This is a genomic window from Williamsia muralis, assembly GCF_051487485.1.
Taxonomy (GTDB): domain Bacteria; phylum Actinomycetota; class Actinomycetes; order Mycobacteriales; family Mycobacteriaceae; genus Williamsia; species Williamsia muralis_B.
The window spans coordinates 32,309-55,233 of record NZ_JAHVCV010000006.1 but is presented as its reverse complement, the minus strand read 5'-3'; the positions used below and the strand labels follow the sequence as shown (position 1 = coordinate 55,233).

The 22,925-nt window shown below is 64.3% G+C and carries 23 protein-coding genes; 8 read left to right on the top strand and 15 right to left on the bottom strand.

The window, feature by feature from the left end; all coding sequences use genetic code 11:
• Positions 1 to 465: 465 nt before the first annotated feature.
• Both KXR83_RS17470 and KXR83_RS17465 read left to right on the top strand, forming a co-directional pair.
• Positions 466 to 918, top strand: a complete 453-nt coding sequence (locus KXR83_RS17470) for a GNAT family N-acetyltransferase (protein WP_437425902.1) — start codon at positions 466 to 468, stop codon at positions 916 to 918.
• Between the two features lie 98 nt (positions 919 to 1,016).
• Entirely contained in the window at positions 1,017 to 1,424 is a 408-nt protein-coding gene (locus KXR83_RS17465; RefSeq protein WP_437425901.1) for a YchJ family protein, read from the top strand.
• 32 nt (positions 1,425 to 1,456) lie between these two features.
• On the opposite strand, the gene KXR83_RS17460 is transcribed toward KXR83_RS17465, so the two are convergent.
• Positions 1,457 to 2,572: an alpha/beta hydrolase gene (locus KXR83_RS17460; protein WP_437425900.1), complete on the bottom strand. Its 1,116-nt coding sequence runs from the start codon at positions 2,570 to 2,572 to the stop codon at positions 1,457 to 1,459.
• A 67-nt stretch (positions 2,573 to 2,639) separates the two neighbouring features.
• Positions 2,640 to 3,236 (bottom strand): TetR family transcriptional regulator, encoded by a 597-nt coding sequence (locus KXR83_RS17455; protein ID WP_437425899.1) that lies wholly within the window; start codon positions 3,234 to 3,236, stop codon positions 2,640 to 2,642.
• Positions 3,237 to 3,340: 104 nt separating this feature from the next.
• Here KXR83_RS17455 and KXR83_RS17450 point away from each other — a divergent pair, with 104 nt between their 5' ends.
• Positions 3,341 to 3,760 carry a VOC family protein gene (locus KXR83_RS17450; RefSeq protein ID WP_437425898.1) on the top strand — a complete coding sequence of 140 codons (420 nt, stop codon included), beginning with the start codon at positions 3,341 to 3,343 and terminating at the stop codon, positions 3,758 to 3,760.
• 3 nt (positions 3,761 to 3,763) lie between these two features.
• Here KXR83_RS17450 and KXR83_RS17445 read toward each other — a convergent pair whose 3' ends face one another.
• Positions 3,764 to 4,648 (bottom strand): NmrA family NAD(P)-binding protein, encoded by an 885-nt coding sequence (locus KXR83_RS17445; RefSeq protein ID WP_437425897.1) that lies wholly within the window; start codon positions 4,646 to 4,648, stop codon positions 3,764 to 3,766.
• 433 nt (positions 4,649 to 5,081) lie between these two features.
• Here KXR83_RS17445 and KXR83_RS17440 point away from each other — a divergent pair, with 433 nt between their 5' ends.
• Positions 5,082 to 6,401 carry a DUF222 domain-containing protein gene (locus KXR83_RS17440; RefSeq protein WP_437425896.1) on the top strand — a complete coding sequence of 440 codons (1,320 nt, stop codon included), beginning with the start codon at positions 5,082 to 5,084 and terminating at the stop codon, positions 6,399 to 6,401.
• Positions 6,402 to 6,479: 78 nt separating this feature from the next.
• Here the strand turns inward: KXR83_RS17440 and KXR83_RS17435 are convergent, their stop codons facing one another.
• The 4 genes from KXR83_RS17435 to KXR83_RS17420 are packed head-to-tail and all read right to left on the bottom strand — an operon-like array spanning position 6,480 to position 10,170.
• Entirely contained in the window at positions 6,480 to 7,397 is a 918-nt protein-coding gene (locus KXR83_RS17435; RefSeq protein WP_437425895.1) for a TIGR03854 family LLM class F420-dependent oxidoreductase, read from the bottom strand.
• 41 nt (positions 7,398 to 7,438) lie between these two features.
• A complete protein-coding gene (locus KXR83_RS17430) occupies positions 7,439 to 8,743 on the bottom strand; it encodes an MSMEG_0569 family flavin-dependent oxidoreductase (RefSeq protein WP_437425894.1) in 1,305 nt (434 codons plus the stop codon).
• The gene (locus tag KXR83_RS17425; RefSeq protein WP_437425893.1) at positions 8,736 to 9,635 is read right to left on the bottom strand and encodes a carbon-nitrogen hydrolase family protein; all 900 of its coding nucleotides are present in this window, start codon (positions 9,633 to 9,635) and stop codon (positions 8,736 to 8,738) included. Before KXR83_RS17425 ends, KXR83_RS17430 begins: the two co-directional genes overlap by 8 nt.
• A gap of 10 nt (positions 9,636 to 9,645) precedes the next feature.
• Positions 9,646 to 10,170, bottom strand: coding sequence for an MSMEG_0572/Sll0783 family nitrogen starvation response protein (locus KXR83_RS17420; protein WP_062795209.1), 525 nt, complete (start codon positions 10,168 to 10,170; stop codon positions 9,646 to 9,648).
• A gap of 314 nt (positions 10,171 to 10,484) precedes the next feature.
• Between KXR83_RS17420 and KXR83_RS17415 the strand changes: the two genes are divergently transcribed.
• Positions 10,485 to 11,612, top strand: coding sequence for an NDMA-dependent alcohol dehydrogenase (locus tag KXR83_RS17415; RefSeq protein ID WP_437425892.1), 1,128 nt, complete (start codon positions 10,485 to 10,487; stop codon positions 11,610 to 11,612).
• On the opposite strand, the gene KXR83_RS17410 is transcribed toward KXR83_RS17415, so the two are convergent.
• From KXR83_RS17410 to KXR83_RS17400, 3 genes are all read right to left on the bottom strand, one after another.
• A complete protein-coding gene (locus tag KXR83_RS17410; protein WP_437425891.1) occupies positions 11,606 to 12,559 on the bottom strand; it encodes an aldo/keto reductase in 954 nt (317 codons plus the stop codon). The two genes, KXR83_RS17415 and KXR83_RS17410, sit on opposite strands and share 7 nt — an antisense overlap.
• Positions 12,560 to 12,573: 14 nt before the next feature.
• On the bottom strand, positions 12,574 to 14,451 hold the full coding sequence (gene ggt, locus KXR83_RS17405; protein WP_437426108.1) for a gamma-glutamyltransferase: 1,878 nt from the start codon (positions 14,449 to 14,451) through the stop codon (positions 12,574 to 12,576).
• A 64-nt stretch (positions 14,452 to 14,515) separates the two neighbouring features.
• Positions 14,516 to 15,895: a WS/DGAT/MGAT family O-acyltransferase gene (locus KXR83_RS17400; protein WP_437425890.1), complete on the bottom strand. Its 1,380-nt coding sequence runs from the start codon at positions 15,893 to 15,895 to the stop codon at positions 14,516 to 14,518.
• A gap of 150 nt (positions 15,896 to 16,045) precedes the next feature.
• On the opposite strand from KXR83_RS17400, the gene KXR83_RS17395 reads away from it, so the two are divergent.
• Positions 16,046 to 16,474: an SRPBCC family protein gene (locus KXR83_RS17395; protein ID WP_317712162.1), complete on the top strand. Its 429-nt coding sequence runs from the start codon at positions 16,046 to 16,048 to the stop codon at positions 16,472 to 16,474.
• 10 nt (positions 16,475 to 16,484) lie between these two features.
• On the opposite strand, the gene KXR83_RS17390 is transcribed toward KXR83_RS17395, so the two are convergent.
• Entirely contained in the window at positions 16,485 to 17,795 is a 1,311-nt protein-coding gene (locus KXR83_RS17390; protein WP_437425889.1) for a lipase family protein, read from the bottom strand.
• 67 nt (positions 17,796 to 17,862) lie between these two features.
• The gene (locus tag KXR83_RS17385; protein ID WP_437425888.1) at positions 17,863 to 18,174 is read right to left on the bottom strand and encodes a GlsB/YeaQ/YmgE family stress response membrane protein; all 312 of its coding nucleotides are present in this window, start codon (positions 18,172 to 18,174) and stop codon (positions 17,863 to 17,865) included.
• Positions 18,175 to 18,319: 145 nt separating this feature from the next.
• Between KXR83_RS17385 and KXR83_RS17380 the strand changes: the two genes are divergently transcribed.
• Together KXR83_RS17380 and KXR83_RS17375 are read left to right on the top strand one after the other, a co-directional pair.
• Positions 18,320 to 18,496, top strand: a complete 177-nt coding sequence (locus tag KXR83_RS17380; protein ID WP_317712165.1) for a hypothetical protein — start codon at positions 18,320 to 18,322, stop codon at positions 18,494 to 18,496.
• Between the two features lie 2 nt (positions 18,497 to 18,498).
• Positions 18,499 to 19,569 (top strand): YihY/virulence factor BrkB family protein, encoded by a 1,071-nt coding sequence (locus tag KXR83_RS17375; RefSeq protein WP_317712166.1) that lies wholly within the window; start codon positions 18,499 to 18,501, stop codon positions 19,567 to 19,569.
• Between the two features lie 951 nt (positions 19,570 to 20,520).
• Here the strand turns inward: KXR83_RS17375 and KXR83_RS17370 are convergent.
• Genes KXR83_RS17370 through KXR83_RS17360 form a run of 3 tightly spaced genes read right to left on the bottom strand, consistent with a single transcriptional unit; the run spans position 20,521 to position 22,778 of the window.
• Positions 20,521 to 20,949 (bottom strand): type II toxin-antitoxin system Rv0910 family toxin, encoded by a 429-nt coding sequence (locus tag KXR83_RS17370; RefSeq protein WP_317712167.1) that lies wholly within the window; start codon positions 20,947 to 20,949, stop codon positions 20,521 to 20,523.
• Positions 20,950 to 21,000: 51 nt separating this feature from the next.
• The gene (locus tag KXR83_RS17365) at positions 21,001 to 21,705 is read right to left on the bottom strand and encodes a CPBP family intramembrane glutamic endopeptidase (protein ID WP_317712168.1); all 705 of its coding nucleotides are present in this window, start codon (positions 21,703 to 21,705) and stop codon (positions 21,001 to 21,003) included.
• On the bottom strand, positions 21,702 to 22,778 hold the full coding sequence (locus KXR83_RS17360) for an NAD(P)H-binding protein (protein ID WP_317712169.1): 1,077 nt from the start codon (positions 22,776 to 22,778) through the stop codon (positions 21,702 to 21,704). Before KXR83_RS17360 ends, KXR83_RS17365 begins: the two co-directional genes overlap by 4 nt.
• Between the last annotated feature and the right edge of the window lie 147 nt (positions 22,779 to 22,925).

Here is a 22,925-nt window from a genome sequence, read left to right as displayed (position 1 = left end):
AGGGACAAAGAGACGTCTTCCGCATTACCACGGGCATTAGACGGCGCGACTTATGTTGCCGCAGAAAGTTATTGAATCCTTATGACCATTGGGGCCCGCCGACCGCCTATGCCAGCCCTCGTCGTGCGGTGGCTCGCGGAAGCTGCCACAATGTCATCCGGGTTCACACTCTAGAACTGCAGCGGTGTAATCCGACCGCGGTCGACCCCCGGCCACGGTCATCCGAACAACCGAAAGGGCAAAGTCATGACCTCGACTTTCGAACTTGCATTGCTTGACGTCTTCCAGTTCCTCATCGACAACGCTGAGTTCCTCGGCGGCCTCGCAGGCTGATTCGGTTCTCGAACCGACGCTTGTCCCGATCCGCGTCCGCGGGTTCAACCCGTCAGGGCCGGATCGAACGGTTTTGCATCATGCCCCGCTCTGTACAGAGCGGGGCATGTTTGTCTTTTGGGGTCAAAAACCTTGTCGCTTCTGATAACCGACAACCCTGCGGCGTCCGCTGTAGCCGAGCTCAGATGGTTGTGGGCACGGGAATCTGACGATGCCATCGGCCCATGGCGTGATGAACGCGGTTTCACCACGGCCGTCAGGTCGTGGACCGACGACCCCCAACGCACGGTCTGGGTTGCCCACACAACGGGCCAGGCCGTCGGAATGGTGTGCCTGACCGAATACACGCGCATGCCGAGCCCCAGGACCAGCGGAGCCGGCAGCTGGGGCTATCTCGGCCACCTTTATGTACGGTCCGAGTATCGAGGCGCCGGGATCGGCACCCAACTGGTCGACTGCGTTCTCCACAATGCAGAGCACCGCGGATACCGCAAAGTGATTCTCTCCCCCAGTGAGCTGTCAATACCGCTGTATTCACGGCATGGGTTCACCCGCGACAACGATGTGATGGTGCGGCGGTTGTGATCGACGCGGTCTCTTTGCAGGGCTTTTCCATGCACGGCCGGTGATACCTCAGCGAAGCCGCGAATCGGAAAGTCGCAACGGTCGCCTAATCTGACCCGGTGACCCGTCCTCCATCCGGCCCCCGGCGTTGTCCGTGTACCAGTGGACTGGTCTGGGACGACTGCTGCGGGCCTCTGGTGTCCCGGATCCGTAAGGCGCCGACCGCCGAGGCACTGATGCGTTCTCGGTTCAGTGCGTTCGCCGTGGGCGACGCGGACTACCTGTTGTACAGCTGGCATCCCCGTACCCGGCCCGACGTGCTGGACCTCGACGCCTCGATGCGGTGGTACCGACTCGACATCGAGTCCACGTTGCACGGGTCGCTCTTCGATTCCATCGGCGAGGTGGAGTTCACCGCGTTCTACCGGATCAAAGGTTCGGGCGCGGGGACCTTGCGCGAACGGAGCCGGTTCGAGAAGCACGAAGGTCGCTGGGTGTACGTCGACGGTGTGGTCGCGCCTGACTGACCACCTGGCCGCGTCAGTGGGTCTGTTCGGCGTCAGTGGGTCTGTTCGGCGTCGTGGTCGGGGGTGACGTGCCGTCCGGCCAGGTCGTGGAGCGCGATGAACACGCGCTTGGATGCCTCGGCCCACGGCATGAGGATCGGGAACACGTGGAACATGCCGCGCTCTTCCATCGCGTGCACCTTGACCCCGGCTTTGTCCAAGCCGTCGGCGAACTTCCTGATCCCGTCGCGGAACATCTCGTCGCCGCCCCAGCACACGAAGGTCGGTGGAAACCACTCCGGATCTGCCATGGCGTACACCGCGGACACACGCTCGTCGTTCGGCTGGACGCCCTGCAGGTACGGGGTCACCGGAATGTTCCAGGGCAGGATGTCGTACTGGGCGTTGTCGGTGATCGACGGATGATCGAGCTCGAGGTCGATCTCCGGGGAGAACAGCGCCAAAGCGGCCGGGACGGGCAGTGATTGGGCGTGTAGATGTGAGATCAGGGATGTCGCGAGGCCGCCGCCACCGGAATCACCGGCGACCACGAGATGCTCCGGGTCGACTCCGCGGTCGAGGAGACCCTGGAAGACGTCTGCCGCGTCGTGCACACCGGCGGGGAACGGGAACTCCGGTGCCATCCGGTAGTCGGCGATGAACACCTCGTAACCAGTGATCTTCACCAGTGATGCGGCGAATGCGGCGTACATGATCGGGGACGTGCCGATGTATCCACCGCCGTGCAGGTAGAGGATCGTGGCGCCGATCGTCTGCTTGTCGTCGGAATCGTCCACGTAGGCATCCGAACTGGCCTTGGCACGACACCAGATGCCGTCGACTCCGCCGATCGTGTCATGTGTGATCTCGACGCTGTCGGTGAGTTCGATGAACGGGGGCATGACGACGCGGCAGATGTCGTCGAGGATCTTCTCCATCGACCTGAACTCCTCGATGGGCAGCCCCATCGAGTAACCCATGAACGATCGGACGACCTGCCGGGTGACCGACTGCCCCAGGTTGTCCAACAGTCCGCCGGGCCCCTGCCACGGACGTCGAAACGGCACTCTGGCAAGGCCGTTCAGCAAGCTCTCCGCCAGCCCGACGACAGTCAGAGCAGTAACCGGCATGGACGCCGTCTGGACCTCGGGCCGGTCAGCCATCACCATGCCGCCCATCCTAAGGCCGGTCGGGGGTCGGGGCCGAAGTCGATGCGGCAGCGCCTTCGTCGTCTGATCATGTCGGCCGAGACCTCAGCGCATCGAGCATGCGCACAAGCGTGTCGCACGCATCGGCCAGCGCAGCGTCCCGATCGGTCGTGGACGCAATCCACAGTGCCGCTTCGTTCATGGCGCCGGTCAACAGTGCGTGGCACGCTCCTACCGACATCACGTCCAGCAGGCCGGCCGACTCGAGTTCGGCCAGCACGTCGAGCAACATACGACCCGAGTTGTTCGCGTCTTCAGCACGCCAGGTGTCCCAGCCAAGGACGGCGGGGGCGTCGATGAGCATGATCTGTCTCGCGTCGTCGCGGACACTCGCTTCCAGGAATGCGCGACATCCGACTTCAAGCGCTCGCCACGAGTCATCGATTCCTGCGGTCGCCTGGTCGACGGCCATCCCGACTCGTCGCTGTGTCTCGGTATGGACTGCCCAGAAAAGCCCCGTCTTGCTCTGGAAGTGGTGATAGACGGCCCCTCTCGTGACGCCGGCGGTCGCAGCGATGTCCTCGAGCCCGACCGCGGCATATCCCCGGACGGCGAAAGCTGTTTGCGCCGTTGCCAAGATCCGCGCCGCGGTCTTCTCACTCTGCTCTTTGGTCGCGCGCGGCATCGTTGTCGCACCTTTCGTTCGGGATCTGTTGCCGACTATACATTCTCCGTGTATGTATAAAGGAGTCCGTTTACATACAGAACGTATCTATAGGAGCAATCACGATGGCGATCACCAGCCTGTACCCCGTGCTCATGACCGATGATGTCGCCACCACGGCAGCCTTCTTCCGAACCCACCTCGGCTTCGAGACGACGTTCGAAGCCGACTGGTACGTCAGCCTCGTTCGCGATTCGTTCGAGTTGGCCGTTCTCGACGCCGGCCACGAGACCATCCCCACGGAACACCGCAACCGGTCCGCAGCGGGCCTCCTGCTCAACCTGGAGGTAGACGATGTGGACGCGGAGTACCGGCGCCTGGTCAGCGAGGGCCCGCTGACCGCGTTGCTGCCCATCCGCTCAGAGGACTTCGGACAACGTCACTTCATTGTCGACGGGCCGGACGGCATATTGATCGATGTCATCACCCCCATTCCGCCCGCTGACGATTTCGTGGACAAGTTCGCCTTGGCAGACGCGGACTGACCATCACTTTTCCACCGCGAGCAACGCCGGCCGTAGCACTGAACATGCCCAAGACTCCAGCGTGGTCGGGGTGGTGCTGATGACGTCGCGAGGGTTCTCCGGCAAGAAGTCGCCGCGGAAGCCGCGCAACATGCCGACAACCCCGTCCACCTGGGCGGGCGTCATTCCAAAGTTCGCGAGTTGCTGTGCCACAACATCATCCGATACCTGCTGGGCAACGATCTCGTGGCCCGACGCAGCGGAGAGAATGTCTGCAACCTCGGTGAACGACAAGTCGACCGGACCCAGGACGCCTTGCGTGTGGCGTCCCGCCCAACCGTCCGACAAGAGTCGGGCGACAGCCACATCGCCGACATCTCGGGGGTCGACAAACGAAATCCGTTGGTCGAGAGGCAGCGTGGTGGCGAGGACCCCATTCCGTAGGCCCTCTAGGTCCATCAACAAGTTCGTGAAGAAATACCCACATCGCAAGTGAGTGACAGCAGCGCCGGTGCTGTCGAGGCGGTCCTCTGTCTTCCCCAACCCGTCGATCTCGCCGAAACCACGCCTTGCCTCTGCGCCGACGCTGCTCTGGAAGACCACGCGGTCGATGCCGCATTCCACGATGGCGCGGGCGGCGCTGGCACCCATGCGGTCATACCCCGCGACCGGGTCATCGTCGTCGGTCGGCGGATCGACCCAGTAGAGAGCCCGCGCCCCCGAGCAGGCACGCGCGACCGCGGGGGCGTCGCCAAGGTCCACCTCGACGATGTCCGCCTTTGTACGTACTGCAGCTGGCACTCTCGCGACATCCCGCACCAGCAATCTCGGCCGCTCCCCAGCCTGGATCAGCAGTTGCGCCACCCGCGACCCGACCCGACCGGTTGGGGTTGTCACCACAATCGTCATGACGTCACCTTCCTTCCGCACTCGCGTGTCGACATGATGCAACACAGCACCGACAAACCAGGTTCTTGAGCAAACGGGTAGCAAGCTGAACGTTGGCTGCCTGGTTCGAATGCCTGCTTCTGTCAATCCCTTCCGGCCAACCTTGGCCGGCTCGGAGTGGCCGAATTGGGCTCGACGTGAGGGGCACCGGACAACGATCCGCCCGACCGATGAGTGCAGAGGCGCTCGCGACGGCTATCCGATCACACGGGTGGGGCCCCCTTGATGCCTTAGAGCCGCACCGTCACGCACCGCTTGCACCGGCTACATGTCAGACCCGGTCGATATACTGGACAGTTTGGAGTTGCCAGTCTCCCCAAAGATGCTGGGCTGCAACCAAAATAACTCTTATCGAACACTTGTGCGAACGGACTGATTGTTCTATCGTTTCGTCATGGATATCGGGGGAATCCGCACAGCGCTGGCTGTGGTCGCGCAGGGGTCACCACCTGAGGCCGATGATGAAATGGCCGAACAGGTGGTGGCGTTGATCAAGATTCGCCATCTCGTTGATCACGTCTTGTCGGTGTGGGTGGGCGCACTGGACCGTCGGGGCGTGGCCAAGAGATCTGGTGAGTCGTCTACCGCGTCGTTGTTGATGGCCGGCGGGCTGGCGCCGGGGTGCGCGCACCGGATGGTGCGGGTCGGCCGGGCGTTGGTGTCGCTGCCCCGGGTGGCCGGCCACGCTGCGGACGGTGACTTCTCAGGCGAGCAGGTCGATGCGATCGTGCGCGGTATCGCACATGTGGAACGTGCTGTGGCGCAGTTGCCCGGCCCGGCGCGTGAAGCATGTGTGAGTCGTCTGTTGGGGCAAGCGTGGTCGGGTGCCACGCCTGTCGAGATCGGGGAACGAGCCCGGGGAGACGCGTTCGCTCTGGCTGTTGATTCCGGTGGCGTGCCGGTGGCCGAGAACACCGAGCTGAACACGCTGTCGCTAGGCCAGAGTCCCGATGGGCGCCTGCGCGGGAGGTTCGATGTCGATGCGATTCTCGGAGAGAAGCTCATGACGGGCCTAGACCCGCTGACGCGGCCGATTCCGGGCGAGGATGGCACACCTGACCAGCGGTCGACAGCGCAACGGATGGCGGAGGGGCTCGAGCGGTTGATCGATGCTTACCTGCAGGCCGAAGATCGGCCCACGGTTGGTGGTGTGCGTCCTCATCTGACGATGACCGTCGATGCCCGCGAGTTGGCCGGAGAAGGTGTGGCACCACCTGATCCGGCCGCGCCGGCCGACGAGTACACCCGGTTCCTCGACGACAAGGGGTATCGGTCCGCGTTTCGGTTGCAGTGGATGGGCCCCGTCAGTGGCCAAGCGGCGCGGATGCTGGCCTGCGATGCGACGTTGACGTCGATGATCTTGAACGGTGAGCGGGTACCGCTTGATGTCGGCCGCGAGCATCGCACGGTCACCCCGGCAATCCGTAAAGCGTTGCTGGCACGCGACTGCGGGTGCGCGTTCCCCGGCTGCGGGCGGCCCGCCGGATGGACCGATGCCCACCACATCGAGCACTGGTCAGCCGGCGGGAGCACCAGCCTCAGCAATACCGTCCTACTGTGCCGGCACCATCACCGGATGATCCACCACCACGGGTGGTCCGTCGCGATAGGTGACGATGGGCATCCGTGGTTCACGCCGCCCAAAAGTGTTGACCGCGAACAAATTCCGATACCCGCGCATCACCGGACCACCAACACACCGGCGGCGGCCTAGAACGCCCGGCGGCACCGTCACCAACTGACCTGGATGTGCTCTTTGACAACTTCATAGCGTGAAACGCGAGTTGGGTGCTCAGGTTTGCAAGGGCAACAGTTCGTCGACCATCTGGTCGAGGAACTCGGCGATCGACTCGACGGGCACCACCGGGCGCACCACGAACTTGGTGATACCGGCGTCGACGAAACGGCCGAGCTCGGAGCGGGCCTCGTCCCAGCCCCGGCACACCAGCCGCTGCGGATCGGCGAGGTCCTTTCGCCGACGTGCAACAGCGGCAATCACGGTGTCGACGGCAGTGTCCTCGGAACCGTGCGGTGCGACAATGAGATTCGTGCCGTAGTGGTCGGGCTCGACCTCGCGGCCTGCCTCTGAGGCAGCGGCTTCGATCTGCCGTCGACAGTGGGCGGCCTCGTCGGGAGTGACGAAGCTGCCCAGCCACCCGTCGGCCAGTCGCCCGATCCGGTTCATACTGACCGGGAGGCGCCCGCCGAGCCACAAGTCGAGTGGTTTTGCTGGGCGCGGCCCCACAGTTGCCCCGTCAAGGTGAAAGAACCTGCCCTCAAAGGTCACTGACGGTTCGGTGAGCAACGCTCTCACCACGGAGAGCGCCTCCTCGAAGACCGCGCCGCGTTGACCGGGAGGTACGGGGTACATCGTCCGGTCGGACATCGTCGCCGGTTGAACGCCGAACGCCGGGAGAACCCGACCTGGTGCGGTCGCTGCGAGGCCTGCCAACTGCGCGGCGACCAGCGCCGGATTGCGGCCGGGCAGTATCAGCACCCCGGTGCCGAGTTTCAACTTTTCGGTCCGGCCCGCGGCGTAGGCCAATCCGATCAGCGGATCGACGTGGTGTGCAGATGAGGCCTGATCCGACAGCCACAGCGAGTCGATGCCACGTCGTTCGGACTCGTCGACGAGCTCCGCCAGGGCCGGACCTGCTGTGAGCGACCGGTCCGTGGACGAGACAACTCCGACTCCGATACGAACCTTCATCCGTCAACGGTCGCACACTGCCGCGGGCACGACGCAACCCCTCAGGGCGTGGTGGCGAGTGCTGCCCCGTCGGTCACCGGCCGGCCGTTCGCGTCGGGACGGGTCCGGTCGATGATCGCGGCAGCTACGTGCGCCGCATCTCGGTCGATCCCGTGGAACCGCCCCGAACCCCACGTGTACATCCAGGGCAATCCGATGAACGAGAGCCCGGGCACGGCGGTGATCCCCCGCGTCTGCATCGGGCGACCGGCGCCGTCGAACACGCTGGCCTCGATCCACCGATAGTCTGGGCGGTAGCCGATCGCCCAGATGATGCTGGTGACACCCGCCTCGGTCAGGTCGAGCGACGTGGGTTCGGAGTCCGGTTCCCACACCGGCTCGTACCTGGTCGGCGGCGGTGCGTCGATGCCCTCGCGTTCGATGTGCCGGTCGATGTCCTGGCAGATCGAGTTGTACACGGCATCAGCTGAATCAAGGGAGGCACGGAGAGTCGGCGCGAACTCGAGCCTTGTGTCTTTGCCGTTCTCCAGCAGCCCGTACAACTTCATCCCCTGCGACGCGAACTCGCGCAGGTCGATGTCGCGGCCACCATCGCGGCCGGTGACGTAGTGATTGGTCTTCTCGCGCGCGGCCTGGCCGCCGGGGTACTCCTGCACACCGATGTCGTAGACGCCCATGTCGGCGAGCCATGTCATGCAGTCCCGGCCGCGGTAGAAGCGCGCAACGCGGGGCGCCTTGCCCATCGCCAGATGCACCTGGCGCCCGGCCAGGTGCAGGTCTTCCGCGATCTGTGCGCCGGATTGGCCGGTGCCGACAACCAGTACGGCGCCATCGGGGAGCTGCTCCGGATTGCGGTATTCCTCCGAATGCAGCTGCGCCACAGCGGGGTCTAGAGATGGGGCGTACGGCGGCACCACCGGGACGGGGTAGCCGCCGGTCGCGACCACCACGTCGTCGCACGTCACCGTCTCCGATCCGGCCTCCGACAACAGGGTCAGCTCGAAACCGCCGCTGTGGGCCTGACGAAGCCGGGTCACCCGGGTGTTGATGCGCAGCGGAGGACTGAAGGTGTCGAGCCAGCCGGTCAGCCACTCGACCACCTCGTCACGCTTCATGAAGCCGTCGGGATCCGAGCCCGCATATGTGTAACCCGGAAGTCGGCAATGCCAGTTGGGTGTCACAAGCGTGAAGTTGTCCCAGCGGGTGTCCGACCAAGCATGCACGGGGGTCTTGGCCTCGACGACGAGGTGCTCGATGTCTTGGCGCCCCAGATACCAGCTGACCGACAGACCGGCCTGCCCACCGCCGACGATGACAACCGGAATGTGTTGCGCTGCTTCAGGCATGTGCCAACTCCCGCCATGTCGCGGTGCGGGATTCGTCGAGTTCGGTCACCCGGGAGTACACGTCTGGTCGGCGGTCACGAAGATGAAACATGCCGCCCCGCATCTGCTCGAACGCGGCCGTGATGTCTACCTCGGCCACCGCCATACCGCTGCCGAGCAGAGTGGTGGCGAGGATGTTCCCGCCGGGGTCGACCACCTTGGCGTTACCCACGTAGTTGAGTGACCCGAACGTGCCCGACTGATTGGACGCCACCCAGAACACCTGGTTGTCCAGGGCTCGGGCGATATCGAACTGGTTGAACCGGTAGGTCCACCGGTCCTCCTGGAGATTGTCGGCGCGAGCAGTACGGGCGGCCGGCCAGGCCGACAGACTTGCGATGATCTCGGCACCGTCGAGCGCCATCACGCGTGCGGCTTCGGGAAATGCCTTGTCGTAACAGATCTGCAGCCCGATGCGGCCCACCGGCGTCTCGAAAACGGGATACCCGTCTCCTGCGGAGTACGACATGTTCTCGCCGAGTGGCTGATGCACCTTGCGGTAAGTGCCGTAGATCTGACCACCGTCGAGCAGCGCCGCGGCGTTGTACCGCGTTTCCCCGTCGTCTGCCAGTTCGCAGAAACCGATCGCCACCACGAGATCGCCGACGATGCTCTGCACCTTCTGCAGTTCGGGCCCGTTCACCGAGATGGCCGGCGGCAGTGACCGATTGGTGTTCTTGACGGTGTCGCCGTGATTACCCAACGACGACAGGTAGCCACCGATCGCCGCCTCAGGGAGGGCCAAGAAGTCGACGCCTTGCTGCCGGGCCTGGTCGACGAGCGTGGCGATCAGGGCGTAGTTCTGGTCGAGATCACGGGTGAAGTTTGCGGAAACGCCTGCGAGGATGGTCATTTCGGCGTCCTCAGACCATGTACGTGGAGTTGATGATGGCACCCTTACGGGCGTAATGGATCAACGCATCCTGCACATCAAGCGGATGAGCCGGAATCACACCCTCGATCAAATCCTCCTCACGACCACCATGCAACGCCAACCCGAAACGACAGCAATACACCGTCCCACCCTCACCGATGAACGTCCCCAACGAATCATTGATGTTCTGCTCCCCCGGGAAACCCGAATCACCCGTCGTCGGAAAACCACGCGTGGCCAGGCAATTGATCGCACCAGGACCATAAAAGTACAACGCCGACTCAAACCCCTTCCGCAACGCCCGCGTCGCCTGCAACACCGCCACAAAACTCACCGACGACTCATGCGCGATCCCATGAACCAACGTGAAATACGACTCCCCACCCTCAGCCTGATAATCCGGGAACAACTTCGTCCCCCCATAGATGTTGCTGCCCTTCGGCAACGACGGATGCGGGATCTCAGCCAACGACTTCTTGATATTCTCGGCAATCAACTGATCGATATCGGACATGGGTGTCTCCTGACATGGTGCGATCAAAGGCGGTGCGGGACTTGGGTTTCACAAGGCGCGCGGCACGTCGATGTGCTGCGTTCGGCCTTGGACCAAGTACAGGCCCGATCCATTTCGGGATGGTCACGCCGGGACTAACAGGTTGTTTCGTGGTGCTCTCAGCCCGGCCGGGCATGAATCTGACCACAGGCGTTTCCGGTTCTGACGGATTCGCGGCACACGGCTTGATTCATCAGTAAGGTGGCATAGGTCACAGCAAGTGCATGGTCAGGGACTGGGTCACAGTGCCAGGCCGCGAGCAGAGAGTCACCGCGATGAAAACCAAGGCCGCAATCCTGACCGAGTTGAACACCGACTGGAAGATCGATGAGATCGACCTCGGTGACCCGGTCGCCGGAGAGGTCCAGGTACGCCTGGCCGCATCCGGGCTCTGCCACTCCGACGCCCACGTCGTCGACGGGTCCAGTCCGATCCCGATCCTTCCGGTCCTCGGCGGCCACGAGGGCGCCGGCGTCATCACCAAGGTCGGGCCTGGGGTGTCGGGCCTCGAAGAAGGTGACCACGTGGTGCTCGCGTTCATCCCCGCCTGCGGCACGTGCCCGTCGTGCGCCAAGGGTCTGCAGAACATCTGCGACCTCGGTGCCGGACTGCTCACCGGCCAGGCGATCTCCGACGGCACGTTCCGCGTCACCAAAGACGGCGCTCCCGTGGTCCAGATGTGCCTGCTCGGTACCTTTGCCCCCTACGTCACGGTTCACCAGGCGTCGGTCGTGAAGATCGAGAAGGACATCCCCCTCGACAAGGCAGCGTTGCTCGGTTGTGGTGTCTCCACGGGCTGGGGATCAGCAGTCGACATCGGCAACACCCGGCCCGGTGACACCGTGGTGGTCGCCGGTATCGGCGGCGTGGGTATCAACTCGGTGCAGGGTGCCGCCCACGCAGGCGCGCGGTTCGTCGTGGCCATCGACCCGGTGGAGGACAAACGGAAGACCGCGCTGGACTTCGGCGCCACCCACACCTACGCCTCGATGGAAGAAGCCGCCGCTGACATCGCCGACCTCACCTGGGGCGCCATGGCCAACACGGTCATCCTCACCATGGGAGTGGTCAAGGGCGAGTACGTCCAGCAGGGGCTGTCCCTCACCGGCAAGGGCGGCCAGGTCATCGTCACCGCGATGGGACCGTACGACCAGGTGGCCACCGACCTCAACCTGTTCGAACTCACCTTGCTGCAGAAGCGCGTCCAGGGCGCGATCTTCGGTGGTGTCGGTCCCCGCACGCAGATCCCGAAGCTGCTCAACCTCTACCGCAGCGGTGCCCTCAAGCTCGACGAGCTGGTGACCAGAACCTACAAGCTCGAGGACATCAACCAGGGCTACCGCGACATGGCCGACGGCAAGAACCTCCGCGGCGTCATCGTCTACGGCGACGACGACTACTGACCGGCAGGAACCTTCGCCGACACGTCGTCGAGTCGGGCCAGTTCGTCGACGGTCAGCGCCAGGTCGACCGACCCGAGCAGAGCTTCGAGCTGCTCGGGTGACCTGGCGCTGACGATCGGGGCGACCACTGTTGGCTGCTGACGAGTCCATGCCAGGGCAACGGTCGCGATCTGCACGCCGCGAGATCGGGCGATGCGATCGAGCTCATCCACCACCGCCAACCCTTCGGGGCTGAAATAACGCTCCACGATCTTGCTGCGTGCGACACCCGCGACGTCCCCGGCGGTGCGGTACTTGCCGGTGAGGAACCCGCTCGCCAAGGCCCAGTACGGGAAGACGCCAAGCCCGAACTTCTCGGCGAGCGGACGCAGTTCGTCCTCGAACGGCCGGCGTGCCACCAGGCTGTAATGCGGCTGCAGGGCAATCGGTTTGGCGAACCGGTGGGCGTCGGCGACGTCGATCCACTCCTTGATCCGCTCGGCTGAATAGTTCGAGATACCGATGTGGCGCACCTTCCCCGCCTTCACCAAGGCGTCGAAAGCACCCAGGGTGTCGGCCAGCGGCACATCCGGGTCGTCGTAGTGCGCGTAGTACAGATCGATGTGGTCGGTCTTCAGGCGCCGCAGTGATGCCTCGGCCGCCCGCGCGATGTTGTCGGGTGCCAGGCCCAGGAACTCGGGGTGACGGCTCACCTTGGTGGCCAGGACGATGTCGTCGCGCCGGCCACGCTTGGTGAACCATTCGCCGAGAATCGTCTCCGACTCTCCACCGACGTTCCCCGGCGCCGACGCCATATAGCTGTCGGAGGTGTCGATGAAGTTGCCGCCGGCAGACACGAAAGCATCGAGCACCGCGAACGACTCGGCCGCGTCACTGGTCCAGCCGAAGGTGTTGCCACCGAGGTTGAGCGGGTAGACATCCAGGTCAGAACTTCCGATACGTGCCATGCGATGTTCAACCGTCAGTCGCCGAGGACGATTCCCTCACGTCGGGGATCCGCGCCACCCGACCATCCCGCCTCCGTTCGCAGAAGTGCGCTCAGGCCGCTGGACTGGTCGGCGAGTTCGACGGTGTGACCCAGGTTCTGCAACCCCGTCACCAGGGGATCGTCGCGCCCCGAGATGTTCGGGTGCTCCCCACCCACATTGGTCTTCGGGGAGTTCGCGGCTCCGAAGTCGACCATCGAGACCGCCTGCTGGGGATCCATGCCCCAATCGATGAGTCCCACCAGGGTTTTCACGACGAACTGGATGATCACCGAACCGCCGGGGGATCCGACCACCATCTTCAGCTGCCCGAGACCGTTGTCGGCGGACTCGAAAACCAGCGTCGGGGCCATGGAACTGCGTGGTCGTTTACCCGGCTCGACCCGGTTGGCCAGTGGCGCGCCCTGCGGGTCGGTGGGTTCGGCAGAGAAGTCGGTCATCTGGTTGTTCAGCAGAAAGCCGTCGACCATGTGGAACGACCCGAACGCCGACTCGACGGTTGTTGTCATCGACGCCGCGTCGCCCTCGGCGTCCACGACAGAGATGTGGCTGGTGCCGTGCTCGACTCCGGCGAACCAGCCTATCGGGCCGGTGTCGAATGTCCCAGCTGTCGCCGTACCCATCGAACGGTCGGGATTGATCAGTGCGGCGCGGCCTTTGAGGTAGGTGGGGTCGAGCAACGCCTCGGAGCTGCCGCCGGGCAACGGCACGAAGTCGGAGTCGGCGACGTACTTGTCCCGGTCGGCATAGGCAAGGCGCTCTGCCTCGGAGATCAGGTGCACACCGTCGACCAAGGGCTTTCCGCCATTGAGATCGAGAGTGGTCGGCGGATACTGATCCATCGGGAAGTTCGACAAGATGCCGAGCGTCGATGCCACCGCGATCCCACCGGACGACGGGGTGGGCATGCCGCAGATCTGGTTGTCGCGGTACGGCACGCAGATCGGCTCACGCACCTTGGCCTCGTAGTTCGCCAGGTCGGTGACCGTCATCTGGGATGGAGTCATCCCGTTTGCCGTCGACCCCGCTTCCGCGACGATCGCCTGCGCGATGTCGCCGCTGTAGAACGCCTCAGCGCCGTCGGATGCGATGGCACCCAACGTTTTCGAGTACGCCGGGTTGGTGAGCGTGTCCCCCGCAGGTTTCGGCGAACCGTCGGGTTGCAGGAAGTAACTTCTCGCATCGGGGTCTGCGCCGAGATCCGTGGCCGAGTCGTCGATTGCGGCCGCCAGTCGGGGGCTGATGGAGAACCCGTCGTCAGCAAGGGCGACGGCAGGCTCGAAGAGGTTGCGCCACTCGGTGTTTCCGTGCTCGGACTGCATCAACTCGAGCATGCGCACGACCCCCGGAACACCGATGGACCGGCCGCTCGCGCGCGCGTCGGGTACGGGCTCGGTCCGATTGGTGTCATCGATCCAGCGCAGGTAGTTCTCGGTCGCCGCGGCCGGGGCCACCTCGCGGCCGTCGAATGCCTGCACCGACCGATCGTCCGCGTCGTAGTACAACGCGAACGCACCTCCGCCGATCCCGGAGCTCTGCGGCTCGACCAGGCCCAGCACCATCTGCGCGGCGACCAGCGCATCGGCGGCGTCGCCACCGTCTGCGAGAACTTCACACGCAGCCTGGGTCGCCAGCGGATTGGCGGTGGCCGCCGCAAACGAAGTGGTCTGCACCGCAGTCATGTTCGAGCGGTAACCCGTCGCGACCTCAGGGTTGGTCGACAGGTTCTCGGTGGTGTCGGGGGTGATGTCGGGGGTTGCCGCCGTCGCAGGTGCGGCCGTGCCACCGTTCGGGCCCGACGGGATCGCGCACACGTCGGATGCCGCCTCGTCGTTCGAACACGCCACCACCATCGACAACCCGATGATCGCGGCCGCGCCGACACCCGTCAGGCGTCGGCGCGCGCGCCGAATCCGTTCAGCCACCGAGCTTCTCCATTTCGACCAGCGCGTTCTCCAGATGTACCAGCAATCTCTGCAGGTGGGGGATGGAGCTGCGGGCACCGATCAGCCCGAAGTTCACCTTCCCTGCCGTCATGGTGACGGTGATGTTCAGCGCCTGCCCGTCCAACGCGATCGATACCGGATACACCCCGTCGAGACGTGCCCCGTTCCAGTACAACCGCCGCGACGACCCCGGCACGTTGGAGATGACGATGTTGAACGGCGGAGGTGTGTAGCGAACGAACCCAGGAATCGTGGAGAACAGCAGCGGCGCCATGGTGACGCCACCGAAACCAAGCGCCTGGATCGGCGTCAAGTCCTTGATCATCCGTTTGCCCTGCCGCGTCGATCCCGTCACCACGGCCAGCCGTCGTGCGGGATCGGACTCGTTGGTCCCGAGGTTGCAGAGCATCGTGGTGACGGCGTTACCCTCCGAATAGTCCGCGCCGGCCTCGCGCATCGACACGGGAACCATCGCGATCAGGGGCGCGCTGGGCAGCGCGTTCCGGTCGAGGAGGTACGACCGCAAGGCACCGGCACACATCGCGATGATGACGTCGTTGGTGGAGATCTCGAGAATCTTTGCCACCGAACGTATCCGGGTCTTCGGCCACTGTTGGGCAGCGAATCGTCGGGCCCCTCCGATCGGCACGTTCAACATCGTCTTGGGCGCCCCGGTCGGCAACACCAGGTTCGGATCACGCAGTCCGTGCATGCCGATCCGCAGACCCGCCGGGGCCAGACTCGCGATGTCACCGGCGAGCTTCACGCCGTCGGACACCAGATGCAGTGGGTTCAGCGAGCCGCGGGACCCGCCGTCCTTCTTCGGCCGCCGGAACAGGGCCGGGTCCCACGGCGCCTTACCGCTGCGATCCTCGGGGTCGGTACTGAGCGCGCGTTCGAGCAGGCGTAGCGCCGAAACCCCGTCGACCAGAGAGTGATGCACCTTGGTGTAGAGGGCGAGCCGTCCGTCGGCGAGACCTTCGATGACGTGGACCTCCCACATCGGCCGATGCCGATCCATCAGGCCACCGTGTTGTGCGGACACGTATTTGAGCAGTTCACGGATGCGGCCGGGACGCGGCAGCACCGCACGTCTCACGTGATAGTCGAAGTCGAGCTCTTTGTCATGAGTCCACCGCAGGGTGCCCATCACGTTCACGGGCGAAGCGGGTCGTTTGCGGAACAACCGCGCCACATCGGTCTGCTTGCAGAAGGTTTCGTAGACGAACTCGCCGAAATCCTCGGCCTCACCGTCTGGCGGGACGAACAGCTGCAGTCCCCCCACGTGCATCGGATGCTCACGCGTTTCGGCCAGCAGGAACATCGATTCGGTGATCGGCATCAAAGGCATCAGCAGCCCCCTTCTCGCGCACAGCGCTAGCGGCGGTGGCCCCCTTCTCGAGACACGTCAGAAGTATGCCGCGTCTCGCGTTGCCGCATCGCCAAACGAACTTACCCATATCCGATGTCACATAGACGAGCGATCCGTTACGGTTTTCCCATGGCAGTCAGCGGAAGCACAAGCATTGACATCAACGCGACCCCGGCACAGATTCTGGATGCGATCGCCGACGTGGAATCGATGCCGTCCTGGTCATCGATCCACAAGAGCGTGGAGGTCATCGACCGCCATCCCGACGGGCGGCCCAAGCGGGTCAAGATGAAGGCGTCGCTCCTCGGCATCTCCGACGACCAGGTCCTGGACTACACATGGTCGGATACGGGCGTCACCTGGGATCTCGTCGAAAGCTCGCAGCAGAAGGCACAGCACGCCGAGTACCGGCTGACCGAGACCGACAAGGGCACCCATGTCGAGTTCGAGATGATGCTCGACCCGAAGGCGCCGGTACCCGGCTTCATCATCAAACGTGGTCAGAAGGCAATTCTGGAAATGGCCACCAAGGGGTTGCGCGACCAGGTCAAGAGCTGAGGGACATCGGTCAAAGGCGGCGAGAGAGAAGCGCTTTCGCCGCCGCCCTACCGACTCCGAGGAATCCGGACAGCGACGCCATCCGGAAAGCAGTCGACCACACCGTGCTGCGGGCCGACTCCGGGAGTGGCGCGTTGTCGAATCGATCCGACAGCCAGTCGAGCACCACCGGTGCCGACAACACCATCAGGGAAAGGTGTTCGCTGAGGCGGTCGCGTACGTAGGTGACGTGCGCACCGCCCTTTTCGTACCGCTCCACCTGGCCGTCGATGTCCTCGACGGCGATGATCTGGTCATGCACGGGGTGCAGCACCAACAGCGGACAGTCCGGGGTGCGGTCGCCGAGTCTGATGTCGTCGAACAACTCGAGCAGCTCGGGTTTGGCGAGCACATCGGCGAGCGGGACTTTGGTGTAGTTGTCGAAATCGTCCTTGGCGAAACGGATCACGGCTTCCACCGTCGACATCGACTCGATCATGTCAAGCCGGCTGCGGCCCTCCTCGTCGACGTGAGCCTCGATCACCTGCTCGAGGCCCGGGTAGATGTGTCGCAGACCTGCGACCACAAGAGCGGGCAGACCCGCGTACAAGGTGCTGTTGAGGCGGATGTACGTCTCACCGGGATCACCGACGGGCGCACCGAGTGCTGCACCGACGATGTTGATCTCCGGCGCGTACTCCGGCGCCATCTCCGCGACCCACGACGACGCCATGCCGCCGCCCGAATATCCCCACACCCCAACAGGTGTCGACGCGTCCAGACCCAGCGGGGCAAACGTCATCGCGGCGCGAACGCCGTCGAGTACACGATAGCCGGGCTCCCGAGGGGCACCGAAGTAGCCGTTCATCCCCTCGTGATCAGCGATGCTCACGGCCCAACCACGTTGCAGCGCATTGGCGATGATGAACATCTCGAAGGGCGGGACGCTCCCCGGCGACCACGCGCCCTGCTGGAACACGTACGACGGGAAGCACTTCGCCGACACCGCATCGATGGCGCACTGGTACGCGAGCAACGGACGAGGCTCGGCCGGATCCGCGTCGGCCGGCAACAACACCGTCGTCACAGCGGGCTCGGCGTTCCGGTGCAGATCGCTGCTCCGATAGAGCAACTGCCAGGCCCTGGCCTTCTGCGGGATGATCCCCAGCAACGCCAACCGGATCTCCCGACTGCGAAGCAGCGTGCCTTCGGGCAGGGTGTCGAAACCGGCCGGAGGCACATAGAACGGGTCGTCCCCCGGTGGGGATGGCCTGCTCCAGCGTGACGGTAGCGGCGCGGTTGCCTCGGGGGTCCAATCGTCGTCGATCAGAAGTTGCGTCATCAGGATCCTTGGTGAGAAAACAAAACCGGCGCGGACCGTTGGCCCGCGCCGGGTAGAAGTGTGCCCTCTATCGGCGTTTGGTGACTGCCTTGACGATCGCGAGCAGGATAACCGCTCCGAGCAGTGCCGTGAGGAAGGTGAAGAACCAACCGCCGCTGGCCGTGTCGAAAGCAAAGCTGAGCAGGAAGCCACCGAGGAACGCGCCGAGCACGCCGACCACGATGTTGAGCAGGATGCCCATCTGCTTGTCGGTGCCCATGAACTTGCTGGCAAGCCATCCGGCGATGCCGCCGATGATGATGTAGCCGATCACACCCACCGATGTGGTGGTGGTGGAGCGTTCAGCAAGGATTTCAACAGCCGCAGCAGTAGTACTCACAGTTATTTCCTATCGTCGGTTGTCATTGCCGACCGCAGCAGAGCGGCCAGGCGCTCAGTAAAGGTTCCCAATGTGGAACTTTGCAAACGTACAGATTGTGGCGCGTGAGCGTTTCAACCCTCCCCCACCGGGCTATCCCCCGTCCATGAGTTCAGCAAAAGATGACCCCACCTTGGACAACGTCATGATCCCGACCGAGACGGTCAATCCGGATCACCACGAGCACGCGAAGACGCCGGCACACCTCGACGACGACGAGCTGGCCAAGCGGGCCGAACACGAGCAAGCGCTGGTCGACGACGCCAAGAACGGCGAGAACTGATCATGAGCAAGCAGCGCGAGGATGTACGGGAAGACCCGGACTCACCCGATCCGGAGGATCCGCGTAAGCCCGACTCCCCAACCCAGCTGACCAAGCACTCCTTCATGTTCGTGCTTCGGAAGACGCTGCGGGAGTTCTCTCGCGATCAGTGCACCGACATAGCGGCAGCACTCACGTACTACTCAGTGCTGTCGCTGTTCCCCGCGCTGCTTGCCCTGGTGTCGTTGCTCGGTGTGTTCGGGCAAGGCCAGAAGACCACTGACGCGGTCCTGAAGATGGTCGAAGACCTCGGACCCTCGTCCGCGGTCGATACGCTGCGCGGACCCGTCGAACAACTCGTTGCCGCACCCAGCGCCGGGTTCGCCCTGGTGCTTGGTCTCGTCGGTGCCCTGTGGTCGGCGTCCGGTTACGTCGGGGCCTTCGGCCGCGCGATGAACCGGATGTACGAGATCGACGAAGGTCGACCGATCTGGAAGTTGCGTCCGGTGATGCTGCTCGTCACCCTGATCGCGTTGATCATGGCGGCAGCGGTTGCTTTCATGCTTGCCGTGAGTGGTCCGGTTGCGAAGTCCATCGGTGACGCCATCGGCCTGGGCGACACTGCGGTGACCGTCTGGAACATCGCACGCTGGCCGGTGGTCTTGATCTTCGTGATCCTGGTTGTCGCGATCCTCTACTGGGCCACCCCGAATGTGAAGCAACCGAAGTTCCGCTGGGTCAGCGCCGGCGCCATCCTCGCCATCGTCACCTGGATCGTCGCCTCGGCTCTGTTCGCGCTGTACGTGGCGAACTTCAGCAACTACAACAAGACCTATGGCGCCCTTGCCGGTGTCATCGTGTTCTTGCTGTGGCTCTGGCTGACCAACCTCGCGTTGCTGTTCGGTGCCGAGTTCGACTCCGAACTCGAGCGCGGTCGCCAGCTACAGGCAGGCCTGCCGGCCGAAGAGCGCCTGCAGCTCCCGCCGCGTGACACCAAGGCGTCGGACAAGAACGAAGCAACCGACCAGAAGTTCGTCGAAAGAGGTCGGGCCCTGCGCGAATCCCAGGGCCAGACGATGACGCCTGATAAGTAGAGCAACTCCTACAGAAACCCCCGCACTGGTTTGGTATCTGGTGCGGGGGTTTTGTTGTGCGAACCGGCAAACGCTCGGGTTGCGGGGTGAGAGCGTGGGTCGGCTCGGGAAACCGGCAGACGCTCGGACTACAGACCGAGCAACGACCAGCCGCGCGGAGCGGGGATTCGGGACAGCTCGCGAAACCCACAAACGCTCGGACTACAGACCGAGCGTTGGCCAGACGAGCGAGCGGCTGTTCAGGGCAGCTCGGGAAACCCACAAACGCTCGCGCTACAGACCGAGCAACGGCCCGTTGTGCGAGCGGAGGTTCAGGGCCGCTCGAGAAACCCGCAAACGCTCGGACTGCGGGGCGAGCAACGACCAGTAATGCGAGCGGAGGTTCAGGGCGGCTCCGCAAAGCCGCAAACGCTCGGACTACAGACCGAGCAACGACCAGTAATGCGAGCGGAGGTTCAGGGCGGCTCGGCAAACCCGCAAACGCTCGGACTACAGACCGAGCAACCGCCAGCCGGGCGAGCGGAGGTTCAGGGCAGCTCGCGAAACCCACAAACGCTCGGACTACAGACCGAGCGTCGGCCAGTTACGCGAGCGGGGGTTCGGGGCCGCTCAGGAAACCGGCACACGCTCGGACTACAGACCGAGCAACCACCAGACGAGCGAGCGGGGGTTCGGGGCCGCTCGGGAAACTGGGGGACGATCGGGTTGCGGGGCGAGCGACCGCCAGTTATGCGAGCGGGCTCGCGGGGCGGGTCGGGAAAACCGGCAGACGCTCGGACTGCAGACCGCGCAACCGCCAGCCGGGCGAGCGTGAGCGCGGGGCAGCTCGGTAAACCGGCCGACGCTCGGGCTACAGACCGAGCAACATCGAGCCGGGCGAGCGTGAGCGCGGGGCGGCTCGGGAAACCCGCAAACACTCGGACTACTGACCGCGCAACCCCCTACCGACAATCAGCGCAACGCAACCAGATTCGCGACGGAATTGCGGACGTCGGACTCGATCACCTTCGCGACGAGGTTGCCGACGGGGCCGTTCAAGACGCTGCCGCTGAGGGTGGCATCGAGGTCGAAGATCGAGCCCTTGCCCTCCGGCGTGACCTTCAGTGCGATCTCAATCCGCACACCGCCGCGACCCTTGCCCGACAACTCGAGCAGGCGTGGCTGGTCGTAGCGCGTCACGGTCCAGTGGATCGTGTTGCGAAAACCCTTCACCTTGATCAGCGACGACACCTCGGTGCCTTCTTCGATCTGCGCGGGCAACGGACTCTTCCAACCCGCGAAGATCGTCATCCACTCATCGAAGCGACTCAGATCAGACGCCATGTTCCAGGCCGCAGCAGGTTCGAGCTCCGACGTGACGGACACATTCACACCAGCCATTTGGATGTCTACTTTCGTTGTTTTGTGCGGCTTTCGCGCCGGCGGCTCAGGTCAGAACAGCGGCGGCAGAGCGAAGACCATGATGATCGTCCACGAGATGTGCGTGCCCATCGATGCGACGATGCCGCCCGTGGCACGACGTTCGAGCGCGCTCACCGCTCCGAGCAGAATGGCCGCGAAACCCAGCATCGGGTTGCCGCTGGCAAGAGTGGCGACGATGTAGATGAGCGTTGAGAAGATGACGGGCGCATGGCCTTTGAGAGCCGTGTACACCGCGCCTCGAAAGAACATCTCCTCGGCCACACCGTTGACGAGGGCGGTGGCGAGAATCAGGGAGAAGGTGCCTTGGTCGGCGTGGTCGAGCACATCGGAGACAAAGTCGGCGATGGGTGGGATCTCCCGGACCACCAACGCCCCGACAACAAACACCGCGCCGAGCGCCAGCCCCACGGCAACACCGATAACGCCGGCACGCACCGGCCCACCACGCGGCGGAGGAAAAGCCCCGAGATGCAGCGGCCCGGACAGCACCGCGCCGATGGCCCAGACCGCCGCAAGGGCGAAAGTCATCGGGTAGAACGACGAGTCACCGGGATCGATCGACAACGAGATGCTCAGCAGCACGCTGCCCACGAGCAACGTGACCACCACGACGATCCTGCGCCGCAACATCTGTGCGCGTGACTCGGGCGGATCGTTGGAGTCGTCCTCCATCGTCCCGATGAGGAACTGGACCTTCTCCGGCAGTGTGATCATTTGGGTCGCCCTGTCACCGCGCCGACTGCCCCGGTCAAGAGATTCCAGGCCGGGCCGAAGCGGTCTCGCACGCCGATCTTCACTCGCATGAGGTCGCCGCCGGCCCAATCGGGGTCGGTGTCGGCCAGATGGTGGATGTCGCGGAGCTTGTCGACCGGCCGCGGAAGCGGGCTCTCGGCAGATCTGCGCACTGCATCCCGGATGGTCAACAGCCCTCCCGGCGGATCGGGGACGTGGTCTCGGATCGAATGTTCTGATGCCTTCATCGGGTAGTCAAGTGATCTCACCAGATCGGACGCGAGCCCGCTGGGTACCGGGACGATGAATCCGCTGACAAAACCGGCCAACCGCACGTCGATGTTCGGGAGCAGCACGCCGACCCTGGGCTGACCGATCTCACGCAGGTAGGCGAACAGCAGCGCGTTGTACGACGACCGCTCCGGGCCGCTGATGTCGTAGTCACCCGGAGGCACCGAGTCGGTGGCGGCCGCGGCGAGGTAGTGCACGGCGTCGCGCACCGAAATCGGGTCCATCGGATTGTCCATCCACGCCGGCAGCGGGATCACGGCCAGGCGATCAGCCATGTAGCGCACCATCTCGAACGACGTCGACCCGGCGCCGATCACCACGGCAGCACGCAACCACACCAGGTCCGCTCCCCCGTCGACCGACAGGGCGGTCCCGACCTCGGCCCGGCTCTCCAGATGTTCGGAGAGTTCGGCGTCGTCGGGGACAAAGCCTCCGAGGTAGACGATGCGGCCGACACCCGCGTCGCGCGCCGCGGCGGCCACGTTGTCTGCGGCCCGACGGTCGTCGTCGCGGAAATTGGGTTGCCCGATGCCGTGCACGAGGTAGTAGATGACGTCGATGTCGCCGCCAGAGCTGATGCCGTCGCGCACCGAGTCAGCGTCGAGTGCATCGAACTCGATGGTCTTGACCCGGTCGAACCATCCGAAGCGCTCGAGACTGCTGCGGTTGCGCGATGCGGCAACCACCTCGTGCCCCTTCGACAACAGAGCTGGGACAAGTCGAGATCCGATGTAACCGGTCGCTCCCAGAACAAGAACCCGCATGTGATCACCGTTCGTCAGGACCGTGAATGCCACGATCGATGTGCTCGGCCTGCGTCTGTAGACATCCCCGGAACCCGCGACGCCGGCAGCAAGTGATCTGCGGCGGTTCACCCCGGTATTGGAGCGTGTAAATCGCTTGTTCCCTAC